General features: G+C 67.3%; 15 protein-coding genes. 7 read left to right on the forward strand and 8 right to left on the reverse strand.

The genetic code is table 11. The annotated features are described in order from the left end of the window. Positions 1-25: 25 nt before the first annotated feature. Entirely contained in the window at positions 26-2,401 is a 2,376-nt protein-coding gene (locus M1203_RS21895; protein ID WP_249951472.1) for a DUF6049 family protein, read from the reverse strand. A 210-nt stretch (positions 2,402-2,611) separates the two neighbouring features. Between M1203_RS21895 and M1203_RS21900 the strand changes: the two genes are divergently transcribed. Continuing rightward, a complete protein-coding gene (locus M1203_RS21900; RefSeq protein WP_249951473.1) occupies positions 2,612-4,078 on the forward strand; it encodes a CCA tRNA nucleotidyltransferase in 1,467 nt (488 codons plus the stop codon). A gap of 59 nt (positions 4,079-4,137) precedes the next feature. Here the strand turns inward: M1203_RS21900 and M1203_RS21905 are convergent, their stop codons facing one another. The 3 genes from M1203_RS21905 to M1203_RS21915 all read right to left on the reverse strand — a co-directional run bounded on the left by M1203_RS21905 (position 4,138) and on the right by M1203_RS21915 (position 7,387). Further along, the gene (locus M1203_RS21905; RefSeq protein WP_249951474.1) at positions 4,138-5,430 is read right to left on the reverse strand and encodes an MFS transporter; all 1,293 of its coding nucleotides are present in this window, start codon (positions 5,428-5,430) and stop codon (positions 4,138-4,140) included. Between the two features lie 97 nt (positions 5,431-5,527). Beyond that, complete coding sequence (locus M1203_RS21910; RefSeq protein ID WP_249951475.1) at positions 5,528-6,610, reverse strand: inositol-3-phosphate synthase; 1,083 nt, start codon at positions 6,608-6,610, stop codon at positions 5,528-5,530. Between the two features lie 60 nt (positions 6,611-6,670). Continuing rightward, positions 6,671-7,387: a PadR family transcriptional regulator gene (locus tag M1203_RS21915; RefSeq protein ID WP_249951476.1), complete on the reverse strand. Its 717-nt coding sequence runs from the start codon at positions 7,385-7,387 to the stop codon at positions 6,671-6,673. Positions 7,388-7,756: 369 nt separating this feature from the next. On the opposite strand from M1203_RS21915, the gene M1203_RS21920 reads away from it, so the two are divergent. Both M1203_RS21920 and M1203_RS21925 read left to right on the forward strand, forming a co-directional pair. After that, positions 7,757-10,378: a transglycosylase domain-containing protein gene (locus M1203_RS21920; protein WP_249951477.1), complete on the forward strand. Its 2,622-nt coding sequence runs from the start codon at positions 7,757-7,759 to the stop codon at positions 10,376-10,378. A 139-nt stretch (positions 10,379-10,517) separates the two neighbouring features. Further along, entirely contained in the window at positions 10,518-12,008 is a 1,491-nt protein-coding gene (locus M1203_RS21925; protein ID WP_249951478.1) for a glycosyltransferase family 87 protein, read from the forward strand. 100 nt (positions 12,009-12,108) lie between these two features. On the opposite strand, the gene M1203_RS21930 is transcribed toward M1203_RS21925, so the two are convergent. The 3 genes from M1203_RS21930 to M1203_RS21940 all read right to left on the reverse strand — a co-directional run bounded on the left by M1203_RS21930 (position 12,109) and on the right by M1203_RS21940 (position 14,854). After that, the gene (locus tag M1203_RS21930; protein WP_249951479.1) at positions 12,109-13,140 is read right to left on the reverse strand and encodes an alanine racemase; all 1,032 of its coding nucleotides are present in this window, start codon (positions 13,138-13,140) and stop codon (positions 12,109-12,111) included. A 170-nt stretch (positions 13,141-13,310) separates the two neighbouring features. Then, positions 13,311-14,429 (reverse strand): peptidoglycan bridge formation glycyltransferase FemA/FemB family protein, encoded by a 1,119-nt coding sequence (locus M1203_RS21935; RefSeq protein WP_249951480.1) that lies wholly within the window; start codon positions 14,427-14,429, stop codon positions 13,311-13,313. A 110-nt stretch (positions 14,430-14,539) separates the two neighbouring features. Further along, positions 14,540-14,854, reverse strand: coding sequence for a hypothetical protein (locus M1203_RS21940; protein WP_249951481.1), 315 nt, complete (start codon positions 14,852-14,854; stop codon positions 14,540-14,542). Between the two features lie 272 nt (positions 14,855-15,126). Here M1203_RS21940 and rpsF point away from each other — a divergent pair, with 272 nt between their 5' ends. The 4 genes from rpsF to rplI all read left to right on the forward strand — a co-directional run bounded on the left by rpsF (position 15,127) and on the right by rplI (position 16,830). Next, complete coding sequence (rpsF, locus tag M1203_RS21945; protein WP_006604399.1) at positions 15,127-15,417, forward strand: 30S ribosomal protein S6; 291 nt, start codon at positions 15,127-15,129, stop codon at positions 15,415-15,417. 74 nt (positions 15,418-15,491) lie between these two features. Beyond that, a complete protein-coding gene (locus M1203_RS21950) occupies positions 15,492-16,085 on the forward strand; it encodes a single-stranded DNA-binding protein (protein ID WP_249951482.1) in 594 nt (197 codons plus the stop codon). Positions 16,086-16,128: 43 nt separating this feature from the next. Next, a complete protein-coding gene (gene rpsR / locus M1203_RS21955) occupies positions 16,129-16,365 on the forward strand; it encodes a 30S ribosomal protein S18 (RefSeq protein WP_003967857.1) in 237 nt (78 codons plus the stop codon). A gap of 18 nt (positions 16,366-16,383) precedes the next feature. Continuing rightward, positions 16,384-16,830: a 50S ribosomal protein L9 gene (gene rplI / locus M1203_RS21960; RefSeq protein ID WP_030354350.1), complete on the forward strand. Its 447-nt coding sequence runs from the start codon at positions 16,384-16,386 to the stop codon at positions 16,828-16,830. A gap of 147 nt (positions 16,831-16,977) precedes the next feature. Here the strand turns inward: rplI and M1203_RS21965 are convergent, their stop codons facing one another. Beyond that, positions 16,978-18,315: an MATE family efflux transporter gene (locus M1203_RS21965; RefSeq protein WP_249951483.1), complete on the reverse strand. Its 1,338-nt coding sequence runs from the start codon at positions 18,313-18,315 to the stop codon at positions 16,978-16,980. Positions 18,316-18,364 lie beyond the last annotated feature (49 nt).

Below are 18,364 nucleotides of genomic sequence, written 5' to 3' on the forward strand. Positions count from 1 at the left end.
CCCGGCCGACCGGCCACGACATCGCTCAACGGTCCACTTTCTCACCCGCGCCCGACGCGTCCGCGCTTTCCGGACCGGTGTCCGGTGTCGGGTCACTCGGGTGCCCGGGATCTGTGTCCTCAGCGGCCCGTGCGCCGTCCGTGCTCTGCGTGTCCCGCGCGTTCCCATCCACGCCGGTGCCGTCTGCGCCGCTCTCCGCGCTGTCCGTGCCCTCCGCGTCCTCCGCGGCGGCCTTACGGGCCACCGCGCGCTTGCGCTGGCTGTACATCTTGACCCCCGCGAGGACAAGAAGCAGCACACCGCCGGCGATGACGAGCATCACGGTGGGCGTGATCTCGGAGACCTTGACCTGGAACGTCATCGGGCTGCCGTACGGCGTGCCGTCCACCGTGTACAGCTGGGCGGTCACCTGCACCGGCCCGTTGGCGTTGCCCGCGCCGGTGAACTTCACCGACTGGCTGTGCCCGCCGTCGATCTTGATCGGCCGCTCGGCGACCGCCCGGTCGCCGTCCAGCTTGAGACGCGTCGGGTTGTCGGACTTCAGGCGCAGCACCAGATTCTGGACGCCCTGCAGCAGCTGGTTCTGGACGGTCACCGGGATCGTCGCGCTGCGCCCCGACAGCGTGAGCACGGACTTCGGGATGAGCTGCACCTCGGTGGTGAGGCCCACCAGATAGTCCTCCACCGTGCCGCGGTACTGCTGGGCCGTCTCGGGCTGCCCGCGCCACGAGGTCGACATCGTCCGGCCGATCGCGTTACCGAAGGGCGCGGCCACCCGGTCCGGAGCGCTGAGGATGGCCTGGAAGTTGTCGAGCCGCTCCTGCGTCTCCTTGATGTCGAGGAAGACCTCGGCCGGCAGCTCCTGGTCCCGCAGCTTCTCCGGGTAACGCGAAGAGCCGGGGACCTTGGTGGTGGCGTCCGAGTCGGGTGTCGCCGAGGCCGCCGCCATCAGATCGGACGCCTCGGTCCAGCGCTCGGGGTCCAGGCCCCGCAGGGCGCGCGCCATCGACTGTGCCTGGGCGGCGCTCGGCATCCGCTGGGGAGCGACGACGATACTGCGCTGATTCTCCGGGTCCTGGAGCGTCACGGCCAGCGACTGTGCGAGGAACTTCTGCACCGCGAGAGTGGACGCGCCCGCCTGCGACATATCCCCCTGGAAGGCGGTGGAGAGCCGGGTGTCGGCGACGACGGCTGTCGTCCCGCCGCCGATCGGCCGTGCCGCGGTGGGGGTGTACGGCAGATTGTCCTGGAGGCTGTCGCTGCGGGTGATGACCTTGTGAGCGCCCGCCGAGGTGGCCACATCGACGATCGAGGGGTCGATCGCCCCGTCCACGGGCCAGGCGAAGTCGACGGACGGCTTCACATGGAGGATGGTCTCCACGGTCTTTCCCGCCACATCCGTGGCGGGCTGCAGATGGCTGAGCGCGCCGGACACGTCCTTGCCGCGGTGAGCGAGCGACGCCAGGTCCGGATCGGCGAACGGCAGCGCGACGACCTTGCGTCCCTGCACCGCCTTCTCCAGGGCGTTGAGCCACTTGGTGGCCACGGCCTGGTTCTTGCCCGGGACGGTGGTGTCACCGTTTCTGACCTGGTAGTTCTTGGTCATGGCGTCGGCGGTGGCGAGCAGGTCGGGGTCGATCACCCAGGTGACCGGAAGCTGGTTGCCGAGCGAGACCAGCTGCTCCAGCCGCCCGCCGGGGGCAAGCTCCTCCGCCAGGTCGTCGTTCTCGAAGACCGGGGTCTGCTGGTCGTCCGAGCCGGTCTCCGCGGACAGGCGCGTCGACGAGATCAGCGGCCAGAGGACAGTGAGCTGTGTCTTCTCCTCCGTCGCGTCCGGCTGCCAGGGCAGGAAGGTGCGCTGGATACCGAGCACGTGGTCGTACGGCGCGGACGCGGTCTGCCCGGTCAGTGAGACGCCGAGCTGATACACGCCGTCCTGGCCGAGCCCGAGCTTGCTGACCGGTACCGAGAGGGCGAAGTCCTGGGGGATGCCGACGGCGAGCTTCGGGATGGTGACCTTGTACTTGCCGCCGATCGGAGCCACATCACCGGAGGTGCTGGTGCGCTCGGCGGCGTCGTCGATGGCCGTCCTGCCGTACATCCGCGGGCCGACCCGCAGATCGACCTGGGCGTCGGTGATGGTGCTCTTGCCCTCGTTGGTGACCGTCCCGGAGACGGTGAGCGTGTCGCCCTTCACCGGCGCGCTGGGGGCCAGTGTGTCGAGCGACACATGGACCGTATGGGAGCCGGTGGCCGTCGGAGCGGCCTGGGCCGCGGGCGCGGCCGTCACGGCCAGCAACCCTGCCAGAAGCGGCGCTCCGGCCAGCACAGAGGCTGTGCGCCGCAGCCACCGGCGGGCAGGGGAATGACCCATCCCCTGGAAGTCTGCCGCCTCCGCCACGCGCTCGCCCGTCCCTGTCATCGTCGGTTGCCGTTGGTGGTTGTCAATTGCCGCGTCCACGCATGGTAACGATGTGCGCTGTGGCGAAGTGCTGGGAACCGCTCCACATGATCGGAAGAATCTCATGAGCCACCGGAAACCTCCGCATCGAGGCGGGGCGGCCCGAAACCGGGGCGCCCGTGGGGGCCACGGCACGTACCCTTTTCTGTTGTGCCGAATGCCAATGAAGACAATCCCCGTGCCCTCAGTCAGGTGCAGCGCCGAGCGGTCAGTGAACTGCTGCGGGTATCCCCCGTCGCGGACGATCTCGCGCGCCGGTTTCAGGAGGCCGGATTCACACTCGCCCTGGTCGGCGGCTCGGTCAGGGACGCACTTCTCGGCCGGCTCGGCAATGACCTGGATTTCACGACTGATGCCCGGCCCGAGGACGTTCTGAAGATCGTCAGGCCTTGGGCGGATTCGGTGTGGGAAGTGGGGATCGCCTTCGGCACGGTCGGTGTCCAGAAGGACGCCCGTGTCGGAGACAGCGATCAGCGCTTCCAGATCGAGGTGACGACGTACCGCTCGGAGGCCTACGACCGGACATCACGCAAACCTGAGGTGTCCTACGGCGACTCCATCGAGGAAGACCTCGTGCGCCGGGACTTCACGGTGAACGCGATGGCCGTCGCGCTGCCGCAGAAGGAGTTCATCGATCCCCACGGCGGACTGGAGGATCTCTCCGCCCAGGTGCTGCGCACCCCCGGCACCCCACAGGAGTCCTTCTCCGACGATCCCCTGCGGATGCTGCGGGCCGCGCGGTTCGCAGCACAGCTGGACTTCGAGGTGGCCCCGGGCGTGGTCGAGGCCATGAAGGACATGTCCGGCCGTATCGAGATCGTCTCCGCGGAGCGCGTACGGGACGAGCTGAACAAGCTGATCCTCTCCGCCCACCCGCGCAAGGGACTGGCGCTGCTGGTCGATACGGGGCTCGCCGAGCGGGTGCTGCCCGAGCTGCCGGCGCTGCGACTGGAGAGCGATGAGCATCACCGGCACAAGGATGTCTACGAGCACTCGCTGACCGTCCTGGAGCAGGCCATCGACCTGGAGGAGAACGGGCCGGACCTGGTGCTACGGCTGGCCGCGCTGCTGCACGACATCGGCAAGCCCCGGACGCGCCGCTTCGAGAAGGACGGCCGGGTCTCCTTCCATCACCATGAGGTGGTGGGTGCGAAGCTGACCAAGAAGCGGATGACCGCGCTCAAGTACTCCAACGAGATGGTGAGGGATGTCGCCCGGCTGGTGGAGCTGCACCTGCGCTTCCACGGTTACGGAACGGGTGAGTGGACCGACTCGGCGGTGCGGCGCTATGTACGTGACGCCGGGCCCCTGCTCGACAGGCTCCACAAGCTGACCCGCTCGGACTGCACGACGCGCAACAAGCGCAAGGCGAGCGCCCTCTCGCGGGCCTACGACGGCCTGGAGGAGCGGATCACCCAGCTCCAGGAGAAGGAGGAGCTGGATGCCATCAGGCCCGATCTGGACGGCAACCAGATCATGGAGATCCTGGGCGTCGGCCCCGGACCGGTGATCGGCGCCGCGTACACGTTCCTGCTGGAGCTGCGACTGGAGAATGGGCCGGTGGAGCACGACGCGGCCGTCGCCGCCCTCAAGGAGTGGTGGGCCGCGCAGAGCTGACGCGAAGTACCGAACCGCGGCGCGGGTCATGTTTCACGTGAAACATGACCCGCGCCGCGCTACTTCAGGGGCGATGTTTCACGTGAAACATCGCCCCCCCGTGCTCCGTACGCCACGACCGCGGCCACTCCTGCGTAGAGCACGGCCACCGTGATCACGAGCGGTACGGAGCGGCCGTCTGGCGGCAGCATCGCTGCGGCCACCCCCGCTGCGCCGACGAAGGCGACATTGAAGAGGACGTCGTAGAGGGAGAAGACCCGGCCTCGGAAGTCATCGTCCACCGCCGTCTGCACCACCGTGTCCGTGGCGATCTTCGCCCCCTGGGTGATCAGGCCGAGAATGAAGGCGGCGGCCAGGATGGGCGTAGGCGCGAAGGTCAGCCCCAAGGCCGGCTCCAGGACGGCCGCCGCTCCCGCGCACAGTGCCATCCACCCGAACGGGCCGAGCCGGCCCGCCGCCCAGGGCGTGAGAACCGCGGCGGCGAAGAACCCCGCGCCGGAGATGGCGACGGCCAGCCCGAGCAGCGCCAGCCCGCTGTCCTCCCGCTCCGTCCAGGCGTATCTGCAGAGCATCAGCACCATCACCGTCAGCGCCCCGTAGCAGAAGCGCATCACCGTCATGGCCGCCAGCGCTTTGGCCGCCGCCCGCCGCTCGGCGAGATGCCGTACCCCGTCCGCGAGCCCGTGTGCCGTGGAGGACAGGGCGGTGCTCAGCCGGGGCCGGTCTCGCGACGACTTTTCAGGACCCAGCAGTTCGCGCGCCAGCCGGAGGGAGGCGAGCGCCCCGCAGAGATAGAGGACGGCGCCCAGCAGCATCACGGCCGCGTCGGAGTCCGCGATCGTCAGCCGTACGACAAAGGCGAGTCCGCCGCCCGCGGTCGCGGCGAGCGTTCCGGCGGTCGGAGAGAGCGAGTTCGCGAGGACGAGGCGCTCGTCGTCCACCACACGCGGCAGGGCGGCGGACAGCCCGGCGAGAACGAACCGGTTGACGGCGGTCACCGACAGCGCCGCGACATAGAAGAGCCAGTCGGGCACGGAGACCACGATCAGCACCGCCGTACAGCCCGCGAGGAGGGCCCGCAGCAGATTCCCGTACAGAAAGACCTGGCGGCGCTGCCAGCGGTCCAGCAGCAGCCCGGCGAACGGGCCGACCAGGGAATACGGCAGCAGGAGCACGGCCATCGCGGAGGCGATCGAGGCGGGCGAGGTCTGTTTCTCCGGGGAGAAGACGACGTACGCGGCGAGCGCCACCTGGAAGACGCCGTCGGCCGCCTGGGAGAGCAACCGGACCGCCAGCAGTCGGCGGAAGTTTCCGAGGCGCAGGAGCACACGCAGATCACGCACGACAGACATGTGAGCCAGCGTCACACACGCGGCTCCGGAACGGACGAGAAGGGTCGCCGGACCAGCAGTCCGGAGACCCTTCTCGTCGTGACGGGGAGGCCGCGCTCTAGCGCTCGACCTCGCCGGCGATGAACTTCTCGACATTCTCGCGGGCCTGGTCGTCGAAGTACTGGACCGGCGGCGACTTCATGAAGTACGACGACGCGGAGAGGATGGGGCCACCGATACCGCGGTCCTTGGCGATCTTCGCGGCGCGCACCGCGTCGATGATGACACCCGCGGAGTTCGGGGAGTCCCAGACCTCCAGCTTGTACTCCAGGTTCAGCGGGACGTCACCGAAGGCGCGGCCCTCAAGGCGGACGTACGCCCACTTGCGGTCGTCGAGCCAGGCGACGTAGTCCGACGGGCCGATGTGGACATTGTCGGCACCCAGGTCACGGTCGGGGATCTGGGAGGTGACGGCCTGCGTCTTCGAGATCTTCTTGGACTCCAGGCGCTCGCGCTCCAGCATGTTCTTGAAGTCCATGTTGCCGCCGACGTTCAGCTGCATCGTGCGGTCCAGGATGACACCCCGGTCCTCGAAGAGCTTCGCCATGACGCGGTGCGTGATCGTGGCACCGACCTGGGACTTGATGTCGTCACCGACGATCGGGACACCGGCCTCGGTGAACTTGTCCGCCCACTCCTTCGTGCCGGCGATGAAGACCGGGAGGGCGTTGACGAAGGCGACCTTGGCGTCGATGGCGCACTGCGCGTAGTACTTCGCGGCTTCTTCGGAACCCACGGGCAGGTAGCAGACCAGGACATCGACCTGCTTGTCCTTGAGGGTCTGGACGATGTCCGCAGGCGCCTCGGGGGACTCCTCGATCGTCTGGCGGTAGTACTTGCCCAGACCGTCGAGGGTGTGGCCGCGCTGGACCGTGACGCCCGAGGACGGCACGTCACAGATCTTGATGGTGTTGTTCTCACTGGCGCCGATGGCGTCCGCGAGGTCGAGGCCGACCTTCTTGGCATCAACGTCGAAGGCGGCCACGAACTCGATGTCCCGCACGTGGTACTCGCCGAACTGGACATGCATCAGCCCCGGTACCTTGCCCGCCGGGTCGGCGTCCTTGTAGTACTCGACGCCCTGCACCAGTGAGGCGGCGCAGTTGCCCACGCCGACGATGGCTACGCGTACCGAACCCATTCCGGTTGCTCCCTGTGTGATGTCAGTGTTCGTGATGAAACCCTGCGGAGATGCAGGACCTCACTTGGTGGTGTCCGCGGACGGATCCGGCGGGCCGGGATGACCCGGGGGCGTGCCCCCGGAAGACGCGGCATCCCGGTGCCGGGGCAGGCCGTCCGCTTCTCCTGATGTGCCTTCCTGCTGAGCGGGACTCCCGGGGCCGGACCGTCTCTGATCCCGCCCCGCCCGCTCGCTTTCGATGAGCTCGTTCAGCCAGCGCACCTCGCGCTCCACGGATTCCATGCCGTGCCGCTGGAGCTCCAGCGTGTAGTCGTCGAGGCGCTCGCGGGTACGGGCCAGGGAGGCGCGCATCTTCTCCAGACGCTCCTCCAGCCTGCTGCGGCGGCCCTCCAGCACCCGCATCCGCACCTCACGTTCCGTCTGCCCGAAGAAGGCGAACCGAGCCGCGAAGTGCTCGTCCTCCCAGGCGTCGGGACCGGTGTGGGACAGCAGCTCCTCGAAGTGCTCCTTACCTTCCGCCGTCAGCCGATAGACGATCTTGGCGCGGCGCCCCGCCAGCGAGGCGGCGAGCGCGTCCTCCGGAGCGCTCCCCGGCTCCTCGATCAACCAGCCGTTGGCGACCAGCGTCTTGAGGCAGGGATAGAGCGTTCCGTAACTGAAGGCACGGAAGATCCCCAGTGACGTATTGAGCCGTTTCCGCAGCTCATAGCCGTGCATGGGGGACTCGCGGAGCAGACCGAGGACAGCGAACTCAAGGATGCCCGAGCGTCTGCTCACCCGTCGCCTCCTCCGCTGTCCGGACTCTTATGCCGTACTGATGTATCGACTCGATACATCCCGACGATAGAACGGAGTGGAGGTTGCGACAAGAGGAGCCATCGTGAACGGCGTCACATCACCAATTCTCAGGAAGCAACTTGCCTGATTTAGGGTGAACTTCAGCTCTCGGGGGGTTTTGACCGTGCGTAGTCTGTGCGGCATGCAGACCACCGGGAACCGAGTGACGTCGGTAAGCGTCAAGACTGTCGGCTTACCGGATGCATATCGGATGAGCCCGATGCCGGGCCGGTCCGTATTCATTTCGGGGGGACCGGAACTCAACTGCCGCTTCCAGGCGCCCGCGCCTGCCCGAGGAGTAGTCGTTCGATGAGCGAGCACCGTCGCAAACAGCCGCAGCCGCAGGGTGGCGGTCGTGCCGCGGCCAGGCGTGCAGCCCAGCAGCCATCCGGCCGCCGCGCCGCCCCGTCCCGAGAAACCGTTTCGGCCTCACCTTCCGGCTCCTATGAGGAGGAGCCGCCCTACGGTGGCCGCGCCGCGGCCCGACGAGCCGCCCAGCGGGGTGGCCGCAGGCGTGGGGCGGACGGCGGGGGCGCCGGCCGCGGCCGAGGTGAGCCGTACAAGAAGCGGTTCATCGACTACCCGCGCCAGGGCAAGTACGGCTGGCGGCGCTGGGTGCCGTCCTGGAAGCAGACCACCGGGCTCGGTATCGCCTTCGTCGCCTCCATCATGGCCGCCGGGACCATCGCCTACGCGCTGGTACAGGTGCCGGACCCCAATCTCGCCTCGAAGGCCGAGAACAACGTCTACTACTGGGACGACGGCACCCAGATGGTCGCCACCGGTGGGGAGGTCAACCGGCAGATCATCCCGATCGAGAAGATCCCCGAGGAAATGCAGAACGCGGTGATCTCCGCCGAGAACAAGACCTTCAAGGACGATTCGGGTGTCGACCCGATGGGTATCGGCCGCGCTCTGATCAACATGGCCAAGGGCGGCAACACCCAGGGTGGCTCCACCATCACCCAGCAGTACGTCAAGAACGCCCGGCTCGGCGACCAGAGCCAGACCCTGAGCCGCAAGTTCAAAGAGCTGTTCATCTCCATGAAGGTCGGCACCGACATGGAGAAGTCCGAGATCATGGCGGGCTATCTGAACACCTCCTACTACGGGCGAGGCGCCTTCGGTATCCAGGCCGCCGCCCGTACCTACTACGGCAAGGACGCCTCCCAGCTGAACGCCAGCGAGTGCGCGCTCCTGGCCACGCTCCTCAAGGGCGCGACGTACTACGACCCCGCCGGCCAGACCTCCATCGACCCGAGGGCGACCGCCGAGGCGAACACGCAGAGGGCTACCGAGCGCTGGGCCTGGATCCTCGACGAGATGGTGAAGGACGGCCATCTTGAGCAGTCCGAGCGGGCCAAGTACACCAAGTTCCCGATGCCGGACGGTGTCAAGAAGAACACCCAGCAGGGCGGACAGATCGGCTACCTGGTCGACCTCGCCAAGGCGTACTTCGTCAACAACAACACGAAGGGCCTCACGGCGGACGATCTCTCCAGGGGCGGCTTCGAGATCCACACGACCTTCAACAAGAAGAAGGTCGAACAGCTGAAGAACGCTGTCGAGAATGTCTACGACGCCAACATCGACCCCAAGAAGCGCCCGGAGACCGACACACACGTCCAGTTCGGCGGCGCCTCCGTCGAGCCCGCCTCCGGCAAGATCGTCGCCATCTACGGCGGCCAGGACGCCACCAAGCACTTCACCAACAACGCCGACCAGACCGGAGCCCAGGTCGGCTCGACCTTCAAGCCGTTCGTTCTGGCCGCGGCGATGCAGGACGGCGTCCGCGATCCGGTCGACGGCAGCCGCACGACCGTCTCGCCCGACAAGACCATCTACAACGGCGACAACAAGCTGAAGATCAAGAACTACGACGGTTCGATCTGGACCAACGAAGAGGACAAGGAGTGGCTCCAGGTCAACGACGGCAACAAGGACTACGGGCCCATCGACCTGCGCTACGCCATGCAGGAGTCGGCCAACTCCCCGTTCGTCCAGCTGGGCATGGACGTGGGCATCCCCCAGGTCCGTGACGCGGCCATCAAAGCCGGGCTCCTGGAGAGCTCCCTCACCGAGTCGAACGTTCCGTCCTTCTCGATCGGTATCTCGGACCCCAGCACCATCCGGATGGCGGGCGCCTACGGCACCTTCGCCTCCAGCGGCAAGCAGCGCGACCCCTACTCCGTCACCAAGGTGCTCCAGAGCGGCAAGACCGTCTACGAGCACGAGGCCAAGGACCAGAGGGCGTTCGACCCGGCCGTCGCCGACAACGTCACGGACGTACTGAAGACCGTGGTGGAGAAGGGCACCGGTAAGAACGCGCGGCTCGAAGGGCGCGAGGTGGCCGGCAAGACCGGTACCACCGACGGCAACAAGTCGGCCTGGTTCGTGGGCTACACCCCGCAGCTGTCGACCGCCATCGACATGTACCGGATGGACGACGACGCGACGAACAAGAACCGCGAGTTCCTGAAGATGTTCGGCACGGGTGGCCAGGACAAGATCCACGGTGCCTCGTTCCCCTCGGAGATCTGGCACGACTACATGGAAGAGGCGCTCAAGGGGCAGCCCGCCGTGAAGTTCCCCGAGCCCGAGCCCGTCGGAGGGGCTTGGTACGGCGGCGGCACGTCACCGTCCCCGACCCCGAGCGAGACGCCGTCCGAGACGCCGAGCGAGACGCCGTCCGAGACTCCCTCGGAGACGCCGTCCGAGACGCCGTCCGACACGCCCTCCTCGGAGGAGTCCTGCGACCTGCCGTTCGGCTGCGGCAACGGCGGCGGCAATGGAGGTAATGGCGGCAACGGAGGTAATGGCGGCAACGGAGGTAATGGGGGCAACGGCGGACCTGGCGGAGAGAACAGTCCGTCATCGTCCCCGGGTGAGAGCACCGAGGACACCAGCATCTTCGGAGGCCCCAGAGGCTGACCGCCACGGGCCCGGGAGGCCGACCGCCGCCCACGAGACCCGCCACGAGGGCCGCCGCACCGGCACGTACCGACTCGCGTACGTGTACGGTGCGGCGGCCCTCGCCGCGTTCCTGGCGGCATACGGCAGGATGGGCGCCATGCCCAGCGCAGAAGAGACATCCGTGGACCAGGACCGGCCGGTCGTGCCGCCCACGCGGCGTGACGAGATCGCCGCGGCCGGCAGCGAGCTGATCGGCGGCCCGGTCGGGCGCTGGGCCTGGTTCGGCAGCAGCTGGCTCACCCCCGTACGCGTCGTCGCGCTCGTGGCGATCGGCATGTTTGCGCTCGGCATGGCGCAGAAGATGCCGTGTTACAACTGGGCCTGGTTCCGCGGCGCCAGCTCGCAGTACACCCACGCCTGCTACTCGGACATCCCGCACCTCTTCCTGGGACGCGGCTTCTCCGACAACCTGGTGCCGTACTTCGACCGGCTCAACGGCGACATGGAGTACCTGGAGTACCCCGTACTGACCGGCCTCTTCATGGAGGTCGCCTCCTGGCTCACACCGGGCGGCTCCCTGCAGTACCGCGAGCAGATGTACTGGATGGTCAACGCGGGAATGCTGATGATCTGCGCCGCGATCATCGCCGTCTGCGTCGCCCGCACCCACCGCCGCCGCCCCTGGGACGCCCTGCTGGTCGCCCTCGCGCCCGCCTTCGCCCTCACGGCCACCATCAACTGGGACCTGCTGGCTGTGGCGCTCACCGCCGCCGCGATGCTGATGTGGTCACGCGGCCGCGCCCTTGCCTTCGGCATCCTCATCGGCCTCGCGACCGCCGCCAAGCTCTACCCCGTACTGCTCCTGGGACCGCTGCTCCTGCTGTGCTGGCGGGCGGGGAGATTCCGCGAGTACGGAACGGCGGTCCTGGGCGCCGCCGCCGCCTGGCTCGCGGTGAATCTGCCGGTCATGGTCCTCGCACCCGAGGGATGGAAGAAGTTCTACACCTTCAGCCAGGAGCGCCAGGTCGACTTCGGCTCCTTCTGGCTGATCATCACCCAGCGCACGGGCGAGTCGCTGGACGTCGGCACCGTCAACAACTACGCGATGCTTCTGATGCTCCTGGCGTGCGCGGGCATCGCGACGCTCGCCCTGACGGCCCCGCGCCGGCCACGCTTCGCCCAGCTCGCCTTCCTCGTCGTCGCCGCCTTCATCCTCACCAACAAGGTCTACTCACCGCAGTACGTACTGTGGCTCGTCCCACTGGCGGCCCTCGCCCGGCCCCGCTGGCGGGACTTCCTGATCTGGCAGGCCTGCGAGGTCATGTACTACCTCGGCATCTGGATGTACCTCGCCTACACGACCAGCGGCGACGCCCACAAGGGACTGCCCACCGAGGGCTACCAGCTCGCCATCGCCCTGCACCTGCTGGGGACGCTCTACCTGTGCGCGCTGGTCGTACGGGACATCCTGATGCCCGAGAAGGACGGTGTACGCACCGACGGCTCCGACGACCCCTCGGGCGGCGTACTGGACCGGGCGCAGGACAGATTCGTACTCGGCGGCGCCGCCAGGCCGACACAGCACGCCGCCCAGTCGGTGGAAGGGCCCCGGGTCGAATGGGGCGTGCGGCCACCAGGAGCCGCCTGAGCGGCCCACGCGCCCGCGACGCCGCCCAGGCCGGTCACCGACATGAAAAGGCCGCAGAGCGCCCCTGGAGCGCTCTGCGGCCTTTTGGGTGACGTCCCGCTCAGCGGTCGACGAGACGGTCGAACTGCGTCGTCGTGTGCCGCAGATGAGCCACCAGCTCATCCCCGACCTTGGGCTCCTGCGCGTCGGACGGCACGAACAGGATCGACACCTGCATATGCGGCGGCTCCGCGAACCAACGCTGCTTGCCGTCCCAGACGAACGGCGACAGATTCCGGTTCACCGTGGCCAGACCCGCCCGCGCGACACCCTTCGCACGCGGCATCACCCCGTGCAACGCCTTCGGAGCCTCCAGACCCACCCCATGGGACGTCCCCCCGGCGACCACCACCAGCCAGCCGTCGGAAGCGACCTTCTGCTGGCGATAGCCGAACCGCTCCCCCTTGGAGACGCGGGTGACATCCAGGACAGAGCCCCGGTACTCCGTCGCGTCGTGATCCCCCAGCCACAGCCGCGTACCGATACGCGCCCGGAAACGGGTCTGCGGGAACTGCTGCTGCAAGCTGGCCAGGTCCGCGGCGCGCAAGTGGCTCACGAACATCGTGTGCAACGGAAGCCGTGCCGCACGCAGCCGGTCCATCCACGCGATGACCTCCTCCACCGCGTCGGACCCGTCCGTACGGTCCAGCGGCAGATGCAGGGCGAAACCCTCCAGCCGCACGTCCTCAATGGCCGCGTGGAGCTGGCCGAGCTCCTCCTCCTTCACGCCATGGCGCTTCATCGAGCTCATGCACTCGATGACCACACGAGCGCCCACCAGCGCGAAGACACCATCGACGGACGAGACCGAACGCACTACCCGATCGGGCAGCGGCACCGGCTCCTCACCCCGCCGGAACGGCGTGAGAACCAGCAGGTCACCACTGAACCAGTCCTTGATCCTGGCCGCCTCGTAGATGGTTCCGACAGCCAGCGTGTCGGACCCGAAGCGCGTGGTCTCATCGGCGAGGCGCTCATGACCGAAGCCATAGCCATTGCCCTTGCAGACCGGGACAACCCCCGGGAACTGCTCGATGACCGACTTCTGGTGCGCCCGCCAGCGCGCGGTGTCGACGTAGAGGGAGAGCGCCATACCGGTCCGGAACCTTTCTCTCGGCTGCCGTGAATCGAAGAGATGGATGAACGAGGAGGAGAAACGAGGGGGGAAACGAGGGGGGAAACGAGGGGGAAACAAAACGAAAGGGGGAGAATCCGGCCGCCGCACGGAACGCCACAGAGGCTGACCGCCGGCCACCACCGCGGTCAGCGGCGCGACATATAGATGTCGAGCGCCTTGTGCAGCAGCTTGTTGAGCGGGAAATCCCACTCACCGATGTACTCGACGGCCTCGCCGCCCGTACCCACCTTGAACTGGATCAGACCGAAGAGATGATCGGTCTCGTCGAGCGAGTCGGAGATCCCGCGCAGGTCATAGACCGTCGCACCCATCGCGTACGCGTCACGCAGCATCCGCCACTGCATCGCGTTCGACGGCCTGACCTCACGCTTGTGATTGGCCGACGCACCGTACGAGTACCAGACATGACCGCCGACGATCAACATCGTCGCCGCCGCGACATTCTCACCCTCATGACGGGCGAAATACAGCCGCATACGATTCGGGTCCTCGTTGTTCAGCACCGTCCACATGCGCTGGAAGTACGACAACGGGCGCGGCCGGAAATGGTCCCGCTCAGCCGTGATCTCGTACAGCCGCTGCCACTCGCCGAGATCCTCGTAGCCGCCCTGCACCACATCGACGCCGGCCTTCTCGGCCTTCTTGATATTGCGCCGCCACAACTGATTGAAGCCCTTGAGAACGTCATCCAGCGACCGATTCGCCAACGGCACCTGGAAGACATAGCGCGGCTGCACATCACCGAAGCCCGCGCCGCCGTCCTCCCCCTGCTGCCAGCCCATCTTGCGCAGCCGGTCGGACACCTCGAACGCACGCGGCTCGATATGCGTCGCCTCGACATCACGCAGACGCTTCACATCCGGATCCTGAATACCCGACTTGATCGCACCCGCGTTCCACCGGCGAATCACCACCGGCGGACCCATCTTCACCGAGAAGGCACCCTGATGCTTCAGATGCGCCAGCATCGGCCGCAGCCACTCGTCCAGATTCGGGGCGTACCAGTTCAGCACCGGCCCCTCGGGCAGATACGCCAGATACCGCTTGATCTTCGGCAGCTGACGGTAGAGCACCAGCCCCGCGCCGACCAGCTGGTCGTTCTTGTCGAACCAGCCCAGGTTCTCCGAGCGCCACTCCGTCTTGACATCAGCCCATGCCGGGACCTGGCAATGACTCGCCGCCGGCAGACTCTGGATATACGCCAGATGCTGCTCTCGGCTGATGGTCCTCAGGGTCAGACTCATGCGGGGCGCTCCTCGGCAGGTGTGTCCCCATCGATACAGGGGCTCCGGCTCTCGCGCGAAGCCTACTGTGCCGATGGAGCGCCCCGTCTGGCTGTGGGCGGAGCGTCCGGCTATCCGACGACCCCACCGAACAGTCCGCCATGCGCCATTCCGAGGAAGAACCCGACCGCCGAGGCGCCGAGCCCGATGATGATCAGGAACCGTTCACGCGTCGTCACGGAGATGAACTGCCCGTACGCGCCCGTCAGGACCCCCACCAGTCCCGCCCACGAACTGAGCAGATGCAGATTGTGGAAGAAAGCCGAGACGAAGGCGAGAACGCCCAGTGTCAGCGTCACCACGACCAGGGTGTCCTGGAGGGGATGACGCTTGCCGTCCGTGGAGAACAGAGAGGTGGCGGAGTTCGGTCGCATTGCCTGTGCCATCTGGCACCTCCTGGCCTTGCCTGAAGGCGGCGCATCGTAGCGCCGCGCACACCCGATGTGTACAGATTGCGTCCGCAGGCGACCGGATTTCAACCGGAAGCCGGTCTGTGAGTAGTCTGTACGGTCTGCGGCGGTGTCTGCCCACGCCAGAAAACGGTCCCCTCGCCCGGCGAGCAGGATTGTCAGTGGCGGCCGATACCGTTGCTCACGCATCACGACCCTCCTGCCACGGAACGACCGTGGCCGCTGAGTCCAAAGGAGGTGGGTTCCACATGCGTCACTACGAGGTGATGGTCATCCTCGACCCCGATCTTGAGGAGCGCGCTGTCTCCCCGTTGATCGAGAACTTCCTCTCCGTCGTCCGTGAGGGCAACGGAAAGGTCGAGAAGGTCGACACCTGGGGCCGTCGTCGTCTCTCTTACGAGATCAAGAAGAAGCCCGAGGGCATCTACTCGGTCATCGACCTGCAGGCCGAGCCCGCAGTCGTCAAGGAGCTCGACCGACAGATGAACCTGAACGAGTCGGTCCTCCGGACCAAGGTCCTCCGTCCCGAGACCCACTGAGCTCCTAGCTCAGAGGTCATCGGGTCCGAGCAGCAGCAAGCAGCCAGAAGCAATCCCCGCCGAGAGGTTCACCCATGGCAGGCGAGACCGTCATCACGGTCGTCGGCAATCTCGTCGACGACCCCGAGCTGCGCTTCACCCCGTCCGGTGCGGCGGTCGCGAAGTTCCGCGTCGCGTCCACTCCCCGCACCTTCGACCGTCAGACCAATGAGTGGAAGGACGGCGAAAGCCTCTTCCTGACCTGCTCGGTCTGGCGTCAGGCGGCGGAGAACGTCGCCGAGTCGCTCCAGCGAGGCATGCGCGTTGTCGTGCAGGGCCGGCTGAAGCAGCGGTCCTACGAGGACCGCGAGGGCGTCAAGCGCACGGTCTACGAGCTGGACGTCGAGGAAGTCGGCCCCAGTCTCAAGAACGCCACGGCCAAGGTCACCAAGACCACCGGCCGCGGTGGCCAGGGCGGCTACGGCGGCGGCCAGCAGGGCGGCGGAAACTGGGGCGGCGGCCCCGGTGGTGGTGGCCAGCAGGGCGGCGGCGGAGCACCCGCCGACGACCCGTGGGCCACCAGCGCGCCGGCCGGCGGCGGCCAGCAGCAGCCGCAGAGCGGCGGGGGCAATGGAGGCGGCTGGGGCGGAAGCTCCGGCGGCGGCTACTCGGACGAGCCGCCCTTCTAGGGCGGGCTCGCACCCCACTTCTTGATCACACAGGAGAAACACCATGGCGAAGCCGCCTGTGCGCAAGCCTAAGAAGAAGGTCTGCGCATTCTGCAAGGACAAGACCCAGTACGTGGACTACAAGGACACGAACATGCTGCGGAAGTTCATTTCCGACCGCGGCAAGATCCGTGCCCGCCGCGTCACCGGCAACTGCACGCAGCACCAGCGTGACGTCGCCACGGCAGTCAAGAACAGCCGTGAGATGGCGCTGCTGCCCTACACGTCCACCGCGCGATAAGGGAAGGGTGACCGAATCATGAAGATCATCCTCACCCACGAGGTCTCAGGCCTCGGTGCCGCCGGCGACGTCGTCGACGTCAAGGACGGCTACGCTCGCAACTACCTGGTCCCGCGTGGTTTCGCGATCCGCTGGACCAAGGGCGGCGAGAAGGACGTGGCGCAGATCCGCCGCGCCCGCAAGATCCACGAGATCGCCACCATCGAGCAGGCCAACGAGATCAAGGCCCGCCTCGAAGGCGTGAAGGTACGTCTGGCCGTTCGCTCCGGCGACGCCGGCCGTCTCTTCGGCTCCGTCACCCCGGCCGACCTCGCCTCGGCGATCAAGTCCGCCGGTGGCCCGGAGGTCGACAAGCGCCGCATCGAGCTCGGTTCGCCGATCAAGACCCTGGGCTCGCACCAGGTGTCCGTCCGGCTGCACCCCGAGGTCGCCGCGAAGCTTGGCGTCGAGGTCATCGCCGCCTGAGCGAAGCGCTCAGCAGTACAGCTCAGCAGTACAGCTCAGCAGTACATGGAGAGGGCCGCATCCCCCAGGGGATGCGGCCCTCTCGTGCTCTCTGGAAACGCCCCGCAGCGACCGTGTTTCACGTGAAACACGGCCTGCGTTCTTCCGTCAGCGGGTGGCGCCTATGACCAGCCACCGCCCCGAGCGGGTGCGCAGCCAGAGCGTCAGCATACGAACCCCCATCATCAGCCCCATCGCCCACCACAGAGCCGTCAGGCCGCCGCCCCAGGTGGGAACGAGCAGTGCGACCGGGGCGAAGACCGCGAGAGTCACCAACATCGCTCCCGCCAGATACGGGCCGTCCCCTGCGCCCATCAGCACACCGTCCAGCACGAAGACGATCCCCGAGATCGGCTGAGTAACAGCCACCACCAACAGAGCCGGCAGCAGCGCGTCCTGCACCACCTGGTCACCGGTGAACAGGGGAATGAACAGTGGACGCGTCGCCACGATCAGAACGGCGAGCCCCACACCCGCCGCCACCCCCCACTGCACCATGCGACGGCAGACATCCCGGGCGCCCTGAGTGTCACCCGCCCCGAGATAGCGGCCAATGATCGCCTGGCCCGCGATGGCGATCGCATCGAGCGCGAAAGCTGTCAGGCTCCACAACGACAGAATGATCTGATGGGCCGCCACATCCGCGTCGCCCAGGCGCGCGGCGACCGCTGTGGCGATCATCAGAACCGCGCGCAGCGACAGCGTACGGACCAACAGCGGTACGCCGGCCTGCGCACTCGCCCGTATTCCCGCCGCGTCGGGACGCAGCGACGCACCGTGCCGACGCGCTCCACGGACTACCACCACGAGATAGACGGCCGCCATGGCGCACTGAGCCAGCACCGTCCCCCAGGCGGAACCGGCGATCCCCAGACCGGCACCGTAGACGAGCACGACATTGAGCACCGCGTTGGCACCGAACCCGCCGATGGCGACATACAGCGGGGTCCGGGTGTCCTGGAGCCCGCGCAGCACACCCGTGGCGGCGAGCACGACCAGCATGGCCGGGATGCCGAGACTGGAGATCCGCAGATAGGTCACCGCATACGGGGCGGCGGTGTCCGACGCCCCGAACAGACCCACAAGCCAGGGCGCGGCGGGCAGTGTGACGGCGATGACCGCCGCGCCGAGCAGAAGAGCGAGCCAGATACCGTCCATGCCCTGACGGATGGCGGCTTGGAGATCGCCCGCGCCCACACGCCGGGCCACGGCCGCGGTGGTGGCGTAGGCGAGAAAGACAAAGATGCTCACCGCGGTCATCAGCAGGGCTGCCGCGATCGCCAGTCCGGCGAGTTGGGGGGTGCCGAGATGGCCGACGATCGCACTGTCCACCATCACGAAGAGCGGCTCGGCGACGAGGGCGCCGAAGGCGGGAACGGCGAGGGCGATGATCTCGCGATCGTGCCTTCGGGGGCCTGTCCTGGATATCGCGGGAGCCTTTGTCATGCGCTCAATCTAATCTTCCACAGGTAAGTGACGCAATGTGTCTGGACTC

It is taken from the genome of Streptomyces sp. 35G-GA-8 (genome assembly GCF_023534745.1).
GTDB lineage: Bacteria > Actinomycetota > Actinomycetes > Streptomycetales > Streptomycetaceae > Streptomyces.

Excerpts from the sequence above, each read along its gene's own strand:
- M1203_RS21905 (WP_249951474.1), bottom strand. The coding sequence starts at position 5,430 with ATGTCTGTCGTGCGTGATCTGCGTGTGCTCCTGCGCCTCGGAAACTTC.
- M1203_RS21910 (WP_249951475.1), bottom strand. The coding sequence starts at position 6,610 with ATGGGTTCGGTACGCGTAGCCATCGTCGGCGTGGGCAACTGCGCCGCC.
- M1203_RS21920 (WP_249951477.1), top strand. The coding sequence starts at position 7,757 with ATGAGCGAGCACCGTCGCAAACAGCCGCAGCCGCAGGGTGGCGGTCGT.
- M1203_RS21925 (WP_249951478.1), top strand. The coding sequence starts at position 10,518 with ATGCCCAGCGCAGAAGAGACATCCGTGGACCAGGACCGGCCGGTCGTG.
- M1203_RS21930 (WP_249951479.1), bottom strand. The coding sequence starts at position 13,140 with ATGGCGCTCTCCCTCTACGTCGACACCGCGCGCTGGCGGGCGCACCAG.
- M1203_RS21935 (WP_249951480.1), bottom strand. The coding sequence starts at position 14,429 with ATGAGTCTGACCCTGAGGACCATCAGCCGAGAGCAGCATCTGGCGTAT.
- M1203_RS21940 (WP_249951481.1), bottom strand. The coding sequence starts at position 14,854 with ATGGCACAGGCAATGCGACCGAACTCCGCCACCTCTCTGTTCTCCACG.
- rpsF (WP_006604399.1), top strand. The coding sequence starts at position 15,127 with ATGCGTCACTACGAGGTGATGGTCATCCTCGACCCCGATCTTGAGGAG.
- M1203_RS21950 (WP_249951482.1), top strand. The coding sequence starts at position 15,492 with ATGGCAGGCGAGACCGTCATCACGGTCGTCGGCAATCTCGTCGACGAC.
- rpsR (WP_003967857.1), top strand. The coding sequence starts at position 16,129 with ATGGCGAAGCCGCCTGTGCGCAAGCCTAAGAAGAAGGTCTGCGCATTC.
- rplI (WP_030354350.1), top strand. The coding sequence starts at position 16,384 with ATGAAGATCATCCTCACCCACGAGGTCTCAGGCCTCGGTGCCGCCGGC.
- M1203_RS21965 (WP_249951483.1), bottom strand. The coding sequence starts at position 18,315 with ATGACAAAGGCTCCCGCGATATCCAGGACAGGCCCCCGAAGGCACGAT.